The organism is Corynebacterium sp. LK10 (genome assembly GCF_008042455.1).
In the GTDB taxonomy this organism is placed as follows: domain Bacteria; phylum Actinomycetota; class Actinomycetes; order Mycobacteriales; family Mycobacteriaceae; genus Corynebacterium; species Corynebacterium jeikeium_D.
The window spans coordinates 384,388-394,042 of the sequence record NZ_NOVT01000017.1; the positions used below are offsets into that span (position 1 = coordinate 384,388).

General features: G+C 58.8%; 13 protein-coding genes and 1 tRNA gene. 11 read left to right on the forward strand and 3 right to left on the reverse strand.

All coding sequences use genetic code 11. From position 1 onward, the window contains the following. Nucleotides 1-38 precede the first annotated feature (38 nt). Nucleotides 39-1,349, reverse strand: a complete 1,311-nt coding sequence (locus CHU70_RS07175) for a nicotinate phosphoribosyltransferase (protein ID WP_016422259.1) — start codon at nt 1,347-1,349, stop codon at nt 39-41. An 81-nt stretch (nt 1,350-1,430) separates the two neighbouring features. On the opposite strand from CHU70_RS07175, the gene clpS reads away from it, so the two are divergent. The 8 genes from clpS to CHU70_RS07215 all read left to right on the forward strand — a co-directional run bounded on the left by clpS (nt 1,431) and on the right by CHU70_RS07215 (nt 7,545). Beyond that, a complete protein-coding gene (clpS, locus tag CHU70_RS07180; protein ID WP_005511165.1) occupies nt 1,431-1,724 on the forward strand; it encodes an ATP-dependent Clp protease adapter ClpS in 294 nt (97 codons plus the stop codon). 30 nt (nt 1,725-1,754) lie between these two features. Further along, on the forward strand, nt 1,755-2,306 hold the full coding sequence (locus tag CHU70_RS07185; RefSeq protein WP_070546264.1) for a DUF2017 domain-containing protein: 552 nt from the start codon (nt 1,755-1,757) through the stop codon (nt 2,304-2,306). Between the two features lie 85 nt (nt 2,307-2,391). After that, nucleotides 2,392-3,495: a P1 family peptidase gene (locus CHU70_RS07190; protein ID WP_069359085.1), complete on the forward strand. Its 1,104-nt coding sequence runs from the start codon at nt 2,392-2,394 to the stop codon at nt 3,493-3,495. Between the two features lie 16 nt (nt 3,496-3,511). After that, the gene (locus CHU70_RS07195; protein WP_016422263.1) at nt 3,512-4,186 is read left to right on the forward strand and encodes a rhomboid family intramembrane serine protease; all 675 of its coding nucleotides are present in this window, start codon (nt 3,512-3,514) and stop codon (nt 4,184-4,186) included. 108 nt (nt 4,187-4,294) lie between these two features. Next, on the forward strand, nt 4,295-5,161 hold the full coding sequence (gene murI / locus CHU70_RS07200) for a glutamate racemase (RefSeq protein ID WP_370547983.1): 867 nt from the start codon (nt 4,295-4,297) through the stop codon (nt 5,159-5,161). Nucleotides 5,162-5,234: 73 nt separating this feature from the next. Next, nucleotides 5,235-6,017, forward strand: coding sequence for an MBL fold metallo-hydrolase (locus CHU70_RS07205; protein WP_042388494.1), 783 nt, complete (start codon nt 5,235-5,237; stop codon nt 6,015-6,017). A 68-nt stretch (nt 6,018-6,085) separates the two neighbouring features. Beyond that, on the forward strand, nt 6,086-6,847 hold the full coding sequence (gene rph, locus CHU70_RS07210; RefSeq protein ID WP_049193334.1) for a ribonuclease PH: 762 nt from the start codon (nt 6,086-6,088) through the stop codon (nt 6,845-6,847). Then, a complete protein-coding gene (locus CHU70_RS07215) occupies nt 6,844-7,545 on the forward strand; it encodes a non-canonical purine NTP pyrophosphatase (protein WP_016422267.1) in 702 nt (233 codons plus the stop codon). Before rph ends, CHU70_RS07215 begins: the two co-directional genes overlap by 4 nt. 22 nt (nt 7,546-7,567) lie before the next feature. Here CHU70_RS07215 and CHU70_RS07220 read toward each other — a convergent pair whose 3' ends face one another. Next, nucleotides 7,568-7,921: a DUF3817 domain-containing protein gene (locus tag CHU70_RS07220; RefSeq protein WP_005511118.1), complete on the reverse strand. Its 354-nt coding sequence runs from the start codon at nt 7,919-7,921 to the stop codon at nt 7,568-7,570. 33 nt (nt 7,922-7,954) lie between these two features. Continuing rightward, the gene (locus CHU70_RS07225; protein ID WP_016422268.1) at nt 7,955-8,350 is read right to left on the reverse strand and encodes a hypothetical protein; all 396 of its coding nucleotides are present in this window, start codon (nt 8,348-8,350) and stop codon (nt 7,955-7,957) included. Between the two features lie 202 nt (nt 8,351-8,552). Between CHU70_RS07225 and CHU70_RS07230 the strand changes: the two genes are divergently transcribed. From CHU70_RS07230 to CHU70_RS07240, 3 genes are all read left to right on the forward strand, one after another. Beyond that, nucleotides 8,553-8,634, forward strand: a tRNA-Leu gene (locus tag CHU70_RS07230). Between the two features lie 156 nt (nt 8,635-8,790). Continuing rightward, complete coding sequence (locus CHU70_RS07235; RefSeq protein WP_126107924.1) at nt 8,791-9,210, forward strand: hypothetical protein; 420 nt, start codon at nt 8,791-8,793, stop codon at nt 9,208-9,210. A gap of 182 nt (nt 9,211-9,392) precedes the next feature. Next, a complete protein-coding gene (locus CHU70_RS07240) occupies nt 9,393-9,590 on the forward strand; it encodes a hypothetical protein (RefSeq protein WP_016422270.1) in 198 nt (65 codons plus the stop codon). The last annotated feature ends 65 nt before the right edge of the window (nt 9,591-9,655 follow it).

The following is a 9,655-nucleotide window of genomic DNA, read 5'->3' on the forward strand; positions in this document are numbered from 1 at the left end:
TGCGTGCCCGATACTGTCCGACACAGTTCCCCCGCCGCCTAAACGCCGTGAAAACGGACGGACAGTACCGGCTCGTCACGGGAAAGTGCAAGTCCCTCCCACGGGAGGCTGACCAGCGCTTTAACCAAGTGATCGCGGGACTCCTCCAAGGTCGGTAGACCATCGACGACCTCGCCATCGCGCATCATCGGAATGGTCAGATCGCGGTAGTGCAGGTTGCCCACATCCGGGATTTCTGAGCCGAGCGGGAAAGCGATTTCCTCCACGGCGGTACCGGAACGACGGCAGGTACGAATAGCCGCCTTCACGCCACCGTGGCTTCGCTTGTCCAACGAGCGCTTGGCGACGGGCACCCCATCAACTTCGACCATCTTGTAGACCAGGCCCGCAGTCGGTGCGCCGGAGCCAGTGACTACAGAGGTGCCCACGCCGTAGACATCGACCGGCTCTGCCCTCAGCGCCGCAATGGCGAACTCGTCGAGGTCAGAGGACACTACGATGTTGGTGTTGTGCGCCCCCAGCGAGTCGAGCTGCTGACGCACCTGGCGAGCGAGAACTCCGAGGTCGCCGGAGTCAATACGTACACCGCCGAGTTCCGGACCCGCGACCTCAATAGCCGTATTGACGCCCTCGGTGATGTCGTAGGTATCCACCAACAAAGTGGTGTCGGTTCCCAGTGTGTCAATCTGAGCCTTGAAGGCCGCAGCCTCGTTCGTCGTGCCATCTGGGTTGGTGTGCAACAGAGTCCACGCGTGCGCAGCGGTACCGGAAGCTGGGATGTTGTACCGTGCCGCTGCCTCCAAGTTGGAGGTGGCGCTAAAACCTGCCAGGTAGGCGGCACGGGCAGCAGTCACAGCTGCTTCTTCATGAGTGCGACGCGAACCCATTTCAATAATCGGGCGCCCACCGGCAGCCGTGACCATTCGGGTTGCTGCCGAGGCGATGGCGGAGTCCGCATTGAGAATGGAGAGAATAACAGTCTCCAAAATGACGCACTCGGCGAAGGTGCCTCGCACCGTCAAAATGGGCGAGGCGGGGAAGTAGAGCTCTCCCTCGCGGTAGCCGTCGACTTGGCCACTGAAGGAATAGTTACGCAGGTAATCCAGCGTCCTGTCATCGAGGAAGTCCAGCGAAGCCAGCTGTTCCTCGGTGAAGCGGAAGTTGCGGATAGCATCCAACACACGCGCTGTACCAGCGACAACGCCATAGCGACGCTCATTCGGCAGGCGACGGCCAAACACCTCGAAGGCGACCTGGCGCTCGCCGGATCCGTCGGCAAGCGATGCCTGCAGCATCGTCAGCTCGTACTTATCGGTGAGAAGGGCGGTGGAGGAATGCTTATCAATCACGGTCAATAGTCTAGTCGGCTGAAGCGGGCCGGGGCAGTCGGTTCCGGCGAGCGCGCGCCACTCCGTACTATCCTGGTGCCTATGAGCATGCCAGCAGCAACACCGATGCCCACTATGGATGCCGATGTCGTGACGGAATCGAACCGACCCTGGCAGTGCATTGTGTGGGATGACCAGGTTAATTCGATGAGTTATGTCACCTACGTGTTTCAGATGCTCTTCGGCATGGACCGAAAGAAGGCGCACGCGCTAATGATGACGGTTCACACGGAGGGCAAGGCAATCGTGTCTTCCGGTGAGCGTGACAAGGTGGAGGCCGATGTGAAGAAGCTCCACAAGGCAGGCTTGTGGGCAACAATGGAGCAGGCTGACTAAGCCGATATTCGACAGCGGGAGAGAATTTACATGCGTCCTTGGAAGCGCAAGCGATCCCTTCTCGGCGGTGGCGTCAAGTACGTCACGGCTTTTGAAGGCACGGAGCGGGATTTGCTGCTGAATCTGGCTGCTACTGTGGCGGACTCGCTGATGGAGCGAGCCCGGTCGGCGCCGAAGGATGAGCTCGCGGAAATGACGGGAATGCCTGTCGGACACTCCGAGGCCCCATCCGATCCGAAGCTTGCGCGACTGTTGCCGGACTTCACCAAGCCGGGTGAGGAGAGCGTGGAGGGGGAAAACGCTTTCATGCGCCAGCTGCATGAATCGGAGATTGTAGAGAGCAAGCTCCATTCCCTGCGTGCGATTATCGATGCCCTGGAGCCCGCCGAGTCGGGGCAGGTATCCATTTCGGAAAGTGATGCCCATGCCTGGGTAGCGGGTATCAATGACTTACGTATTTACCTGCATGTTTCCATGGAGAACCTCAATGGCTCCATCGAACAGATTGAGCAGACCGACGCGATGTACCAGTGGCTGTCCTACAACCAAGAGTCACTGTTGGACCAGCTCATGGGTGAGTAGCGAATCCGAGCAAAACCCCGAAAAGATGCAGTAATCAACTGAGGTTAGCTGCCATGAACTGTGGTGAAAGGTGCCGTGGTCGACAATGAATTCTGAGATCTTCGCAATCAGCCCCACCGACATTCGACACCAAGCCAGCAGTGCTGCGCTGGGCACGAGCATCGACATCGGCGCAGGCTGTCTCGACTCCATCGACGGCATCTCCATCGGCCATGCTGCTGAGGGGGATACCGGAGTCACCGTCATCGCCGCTCCAGGCGGCGCTGTCGGCGCTGTCGATGTCCGCGGCGGCGGTCCGGGCACCCGCGAGACCGACCTGCTCGCACCGGAGAATACCGTCGAACGCGTCCACGCTGTCGTTTTGGCTGGCGGCTCCGCGTACGGCCTCGCAGCTGCCGACGGAGCTATGCGCGAACTGCGCGACCGCGGCATTGGCTTTGAGGTCACCCCAACTCGTCCGGATATCCTCGTGCCCATCGTTCCCGGTGCTGTCATCTTCGACTTGCTGTTGGGGGAGCCGACGCTGCCCACCGCTGCACTCGGGCGCGAGGCGTTGTCTCACGCGCTTGACGACGTCCCGGAGGACACTCCCTCCGGGACAGTAGGTGCCGGTGTCGGCGCTATGGCCGGGGCAATCAAGGGTGGTTTTGGACAAGCCCGTGTGACCTCCGCCGATGGTAAGTACTTTGTGGCTGCCGCAATGGTTGTCAACTCCTTTGGTGCGGTCATTGACCCGGAGGGACACCTTTACGGAATGCCCGCGGCTGCCGGTGCCAGCAAGGAGGCATTGGCGCAGCTGGACCAGGTTTTCGTCGGTAGGACCAAGATTCTCGCCGATGCGGCTGGACACGGGGAATCGTCGGCAAGCACGCGAAACACAACGATTGGCACGTTGATAACCAATGCGCCGGTGACAACTGCGCAGTTGAAGCGGTTGGCGATGTGCGGTCATGACGGGTTGGCGCGAGCGATTCGGCCGGCTCATGCGCCGATGGACGGTGACACGCTGTTTGCCCTCAGCTCGGCCGAGGCGGCGGATAGCGGAAACGCTGAACCCGTGGGCTCGGATGTGGTGGCCCTGTTGGCTGCGATGGCGGCCGATGCGGTGCAGATGGCTATTGTCGATGCTGTGATGAGTGCAACGGGACGCGCGGAAGTAGCCGCGCTGTCAGAGATGCTGGACAAGTAGTGAAGGAAGTTCGCCAATGAATCCGCAATGGAGCTCGGGACAACAGCAGAATTACCAGAACTATGCGCAGTACCCGATGGGCGGTCCCGTGCAGACGCGGCGGAATAATCAGATTGTTCCACAGGATCGCGACGGCGGGCTCGGGGCGGCCATCAGTACGGCTATTGGGTACCTGGCACTTATCTGGACGGTCTTTCTTGTCAACGAATTCATCTTTGGTGGGGCGCTGAACAACTTCGGTGTGCGCCCACGCGAAACCTCGACGCTGTGGGGAATTTTGACCGCACCGCTGCTGCACGCAGATTACGGGCACATTGTGGCGAACTCTCTGCCCGGGGCGTTGTTCGCCGGTTTGATTGCAATGTCGTCGAAGCGGCTATTTTGGCAGGTCACACTCTTGATTACGGTCGTTGGCGGCGGTCTGACCTGGCTGGTCGGCGGTGTAAATACCGTCCACATCGGTGCGTCCGGCCTGATTTACGGCTGGCTGGCGTTTTTGGTCGTACGCGGTTTCGTGAATCGTCGGGTGATGCAGATTATTTTGGGCGTGATTCTGGCATCGATGTATTCGGGTCTTATCTGGGGAGTGCTGCCAACACAGATGGCTGTTAGTTGGCAGATGCACCTCTTCGGTGGGCTTGCGGGCATCTGGGCTGCGGTGATGTTTAAGCGCGGTCGTGCACGTGGCTAAGAGTGCACGTCGCTAAGAGCCCGAGGTACGTGGCATCAGCTCCTGACGAAATCGGCCTAGAATAGGAGCTTCGGTGTTTGACCAACGATATGAGGAGTCCAGATAGCGGTGGGAGCAGGAGCAGAAACTCAGGCAGTCAATCAGCTGACAGCGCAGGATAGCGGCTTCCCCGACCGAACAGCGCCGATTGGCATCTTTGACTCCGGCGTCGGTGGGCTGACAGTGGCACGTGCCATCATGGATCAGCTGCCGCACGAGTCGATTATGTACATCGGCGATACTGCCAACGGCCCTTACGGGCCGCTGCGCATCGCCGAGGTTCGTCAGCACGCTGAAGCGATTGCCGATGAACTGGTTGCACGCGGCTGCAAGATGATTGTCATTGCCTGCAACACGGCTTCGGCCGCATTTTTGCGTGATGCCCGCGAGCGCTACCCAGTCCCAGTAGTCGAGGTCATTCTGCCCGCTGTGCGCCGTGCGGTCTCGACCACCAGGAACGGAAAAGTCGGCGTAATCGGTACCGCCGCCACAATTCGCTCCCGTGCCTACCAAGATCTCTTTGATGCAGTGCCCGGCGTGGATGTCTCCGCGGTCGACTGCCCGCGATTCGTGGACTTTGTCGAGCGAGGAATTACCTCCGGTCGCCAGATTCTGGGACTTGCAGAGGGCTACCTCGCGCCATTGCAGGCCGATGGTGTGGACACCCTCGTGCTGGGCTGCACCCACTATCCGCTGCTGTCTGGTGTGATTCAGCTGGCTATGGGGGAGGACGTCGCCCTAGTGTCGTCGGCGGAGGAGACGTCGAAGGATGTTCTGCGCATCCTCACAAAGACCGACATGCTCGCTGACCCGGAGAGTAATCCGAACCCTGTGCGCACATTCGAATCCACTGGAGATCCGCAAGTTTTTGCATCCCTGGCAAAGCGCTTCCTTGGGCCGGGTATTAGCCAGGTCCCTATGCATTCCCAAATGTGACCTTTCTTATTAAATCCAGACACTCCATTGGTTTTTTGCTCGTTTTTGATCAATTACATGGCAAGCTTGAAGTATGCGATTGAAGGTTCTGGGATGTACAGGCAGCATGGGTGGCCCATCGGCGCCAGCATCTGGCTACCTCATTGAGCTGGATAACGGTCGAACCTTTGTCATTGATTTGGGTCCCGGTGTCCTCGCCGAATTGCAGAAGATCTCTGATCCTGCAGCTTGTGATTTGTTACTAACTCATGTGCACCCAGACCACACTGCAGACATTCCAGGGCTGCTCGTCTGGCGTCGCTTCCACCCGACAGCCCCGGCGAGTTCCCGGAATCTCCTGGTTGGCCCCGGAGACATTCACGATCGGATAGGCACCATGTGCAAAGCACTGGGAAGTGAAGAAGATGCCAACCTGGAAGACACTTTTGATCAGGTTGTGAGTAACCCCGGTGAGCCACTGTTAGTCGGTGGGGGCGAAGCGGACGGAGGCGCCGTCGTCACGCCGTATAACATGGTCCACCCGGTGCCAGCTGTTGGATATCGCATTGAAGCAGATGGTCTGACCATTGCGTACACCGGAGATACTGCGTGGACCGATGAATTGGTGGAGCTGGCGCGGGATGCGGATATCTTCATCTGCGAAGCCACATGGTGCAGCAACGAAGAGGGCACCCCACCGGACATGCACCTGACAGGCTTTGAGGCCGGAAAGGCAGCGACGCTGGCGGGGGTTAAGAAGCTGGTGCTGACTCACATTCCGCCATACGCCGACGGTGAAGAAGCACTACGTGCTGCGAAGAGCACCTTTGCCGGTGACGTTGAATTGGCCTACCTGGGCATGGAGCTAGGCGGCTAGTCACAGCGACTATCGGGTTTCCGTACAGCTGTCGCACCGCTTCCGCGCCGGGCGGTAGGGTAGTTGGCATGACTACAGCTAATTCCGATTTTCGCCGTGCCGATGGACGCGCGGTTGATGAAATGCGCAAGGTGACCATCACTCGCGGCTTCACCGACAATCCGGCCGGTTCTGTGCTGGTTACTTTCGGTAATACGCGTGTAATGTGCACCGCTTCCGTCGAACAGTCGGTGCCACGATTCAAGCGTGACTCCGGCGAGGGCTGGTTGACCGCTGAGTACTCCATGCTGCCGGCCTCTACCCACGAGCGCATGCCCCGCGAGTCAATGCGCGGCAAGGTCAAGGGTCGCACTCACGAGATTTCCCGTCTGATCGGTCGCTCCTTGCGAGCTGCTATCGACTTGAAGGAACTCGGTGAGAACACCATCAACATCGACTGTGATGTTCTGCAGGCGGATGGTGGTACCCGAACCGCTTCCATCACCGGTGCGTACGTCGCGCTGGCTGATGCCCTGACCTACCTGCATGCAGCGGGTGCAGTTCCGGGCACCCCGCTGAAGGCACCAGTCGCAGCTGTTTCGGTTGGCATTATTGATGGCCGTGTCTGCCTGGATCTGCCTTACGAGGAGGACTCTCGCGCTGAGGTCGACCTCAACGTGGTGATGACCGCAGAGGGCAAGTTCGTCGAAATCCAGGGCACTGGCGAGGAAGGCACCTTTGACCGAGGTCAGCTGAATGACATGCTCGACTCGGCGGAAAAGGGTCTGCGTGAGCTCGTTGCCCTGCAGCAGGAAGTTCTGCGTGCGCCGTACCCGGGTGAGCTGCCGTGAAGCTCCTCGTCGCTACCCGAAATTCTAAAAAACTAGTCGAGCTCGACCGCATCCTGCGTGCGGCGGGTATTGATTCGGTGGAACTTCTTTCGCTTAGCGACGTCCCGGAGTACCCAGAGCGCCCCGAAACCGGTCGCACTTTTGCGGACAACGCCTACATCAAGGCTTTCGATGGTGCGACACACACCGGCTACGCGTGCTTGGCAGACGATTCGGGGCTCAGCGTCGATGAGCTAAACGGCATGCCGGGTGTGCTCTCGGCGCGCTGGTCCGGCACTCACGGCGACGATGTCGCTAACTACGAGCTGCTGCTCGCCCAGATGGGGGACTGCCCAGATGAGCGTCGTACGGCGTCCTTCCGTACCGCCTGCGCGTTGGTCGTCCCCGGTGTCAAGGAGGTGCCGTCCGCGCTTGCCGACGGCGGTTTCCCAGCCGTCCTCGATGAAGCCGGTAATCTGCTGCTGGTTGTAGAGGGCCGCTGGCCTGGCGCCATTCTGCGCGAGCCTGTTGGGGACAATGGGTTCGGCTACGATCCGGTGTTCGCGCCCGCAGTTGGGGAGGGCAACGAAGCTGAGGGGGCCTTGTCTGCGGCACAAATGAGCGCCGAAGACAAGGACGCTTTTAGCCACAGGGGGCGTGCACTGCGTGCCTTGACTCCGGCGCTGAAAATTCTGGCTGAGGTTGAGGCTAAGGGGTAGCCCTCGGGCTGCCGAGAGCCCGCTACTTCAGCTGGAAAGCGGTCTCGACTTCCTCACGACGCTTCTTCTCGACGAAGAAGGAGAGGAACGGGACCACGCCACCGAGCGCGGTGATAATCCACTTTGCTGGTTCCCAGCGGGCCTTGGTACCCAGGTTTACGGTGGCAATGAGGAATGCCATGTAGCCGAAGCCGTGAATCTGGGCGGTGTAGAAGAACCACCGCGGCGCGTCGGCGGAGTTGTCGAGGATGAGGTACTTGTAAATCATCTCGGCACACAGCAAGAGCAGCATCACACCCGTGAAGTAGGCGGTGACGGAGAAGTACGTCAGTGCCTTCCTTACGCGCTCTTGACGATCTGGATTGATGTTGGTCACTAAAAGTCCTTTTCTCGAATAAGCAGTTATCGCCTAGGCGTTGGTGCCAGAATCCGTCGATTGTGTCTCATCCACACGCTGCACCTTTCGCGAGCCATCTGGGTTGGTCGGCAGGAATTCGTCTGGAATTTCCGTCATGACATCGTCTTTAGCCTCAAATGCGGCCTCGCTATTGCCGCTCAGGCGTTCGCGTTCGTACTCCATGTATTTGCGGTAGGCCCAAATAAAGAACAGGCCGAAAGCTGGCCACTGCAGTGCGTAGCCCAGGTTTTGGAATGAGCTGGTTGTGTTCCACCTGCTGAGCTGCCAGTAGGCGAGTGCAAGAGTGGCGCCGACTGCAAGAGCCAAGAAGATTAGTTGCACCACGCGGGTACGAGTGGGAATCTTCGCTGGCTTGTCAGTGGTATTGGAATGCTGTGAAGTGGACACATAACCACCATAGCTAGTCCGTGACCTGCCAAGCTAGCGCGCTCGCTGGATAGGCAGGGGATGGGACATTAGGAAATCTGCGGCAAACCCGTTAAAGTGTGTACAGTCCAAATGAGCTGTGAAAGTTCGTTGTGCCTGTAGGTGGCTAATAGGTAGTCCATGCTTACGGGGACTGTACGTAACTGTCACGGATTCGCGACGGGCGCCTGTGGCGGAATTGGCAGACGCGCTGGATTTAGGTTCCAGTGCCTTAGGGCGTGGGAGTTCAAGTCTCCCCAGGCGCACACATAAATACCCCGTGACTATGCAGGTCACGGGGTGTTTTCGTTCTCCAGCCCGCCAGATTTTTCGCCCTCATTACGCTGCGTGCCCAAAATCTGCCCCATTTCCCGCCCGAAGCTATTCCAAGGTCGCTAATCTCCCGTGCACGGTGTAGAACCATGACTATGAAAATTGTTGTCTGCGTCGTTTATCCCCGCTATCCGGATAACACTGAACCTCTCGGCGGGTTCGTCGAGTCCGAGGAGACCGCCCGCAAGATAGACGACTGGTGGCGTGCACAACCTGGCGACATGATTGGTACCTGGGAAGATTTCGAGGTCGAGGTCGAAAGCCGCGACCAACTCCTCTATGGAGTATTCACCGGCACCCCCACTCTCGAAATCACCGATAGCAACTTCTGGGACCCTATCTGTTACGGGGTGTACACCGACCGGGAAGAAGCCGAGCGGGCAACCAAACCAAAGTCAATGTGGGAAGCGAACAACAGTCCCCAGAAGTACGTCCTCCCCTTCCGTCTGGGCTGGAAATATGACAGATACTTCCCTGACGGAAAGCCCTGGCCACCAGACCAGCTGTAGACCTGCGACAGTTTTCGCATCGATAAGGGGAACGCAAGACGGGGCAGCCGCACAGCGCGCGTGAGTACCATTCTGGGAAACCTCTGTCCGCTCATTCCACTGCGTAGGGCAATCGAATCTGTCGATACAATGACGCTGATCGAATCGTATCTTGAATCGTAAGGTGGAAGCAGGGAGGCAACATGAGCATCTCGATGCATCTGGATGAGTACATGGCGCGTCGTGGCATAGTTCCCGACGACACTGTGGTCAACGATGATCCCTGCGCAATCTTCGACGGCAAGGTCGAGCGCGATGGTAAGTCGCAGCAGGACCTTGAAGAGTCAGAGCGGCGCTTAGAAGAAGCGGAGTCCACAATTCTGGATATGCTAGGCGATTAATCGAGGAAAGATTGAGCGTTCTCGGCGCCCATTGACACGCATTCCGGGTGTGATGTTCATCACCG

Excerpts from the sequence above, each read along its gene's own strand:
- CHU70_RS07240 (WP_016422270.1), top strand. The coding sequence starts at position 9,393 with ATGAGCATCTCGATGCATCTGGATGAGTACATGGCGCGTCGTGGCATA.
- CHU70_RS07205 (WP_042388494.1), top strand. The coding sequence starts at position 5,235 with ATGCGATTGAAGGTTCTGGGATGTACAGGCAGCATGGGTGGCCCATCG.
- CHU70_RS07195 (WP_016422263.1), top strand. The coding sequence starts at position 3,512 with ATGAATCCGCAATGGAGCTCGGGACAACAGCAGAATTACCAGAACTAT.
- CHU70_RS07190 (WP_069359085.1), top strand. The coding sequence starts at position 2,392 with ATGAATTCTGAGATCTTCGCAATCAGCCCCACCGACATTCGACACCAA.
- CHU70_RS07185 (WP_070546264.1), top strand. The coding sequence starts at position 1,755 with ATGCGTCCTTGGAAGCGCAAGCGATCCCTTCTCGGCGGTGGCGTCAAG.
- rph (WP_049193334.1), top strand. The coding sequence starts at position 6,086 with ATGACTACAGCTAATTCCGATTTTCGCCGTGCCGATGGACGCGCGGTT.
- clpS (WP_005511165.1), top strand. The coding sequence starts at position 1,431 with ATGAGCATGCCAGCAGCAACACCGATGCCCACTATGGATGCCGATGTC.
- CHU70_RS07235 (WP_126107924.1), top strand. The coding sequence starts at position 8,791 with ATGACTATGAAAATTGTTGTCTGCGTCGTTTATCCCCGCTATCCGGAT.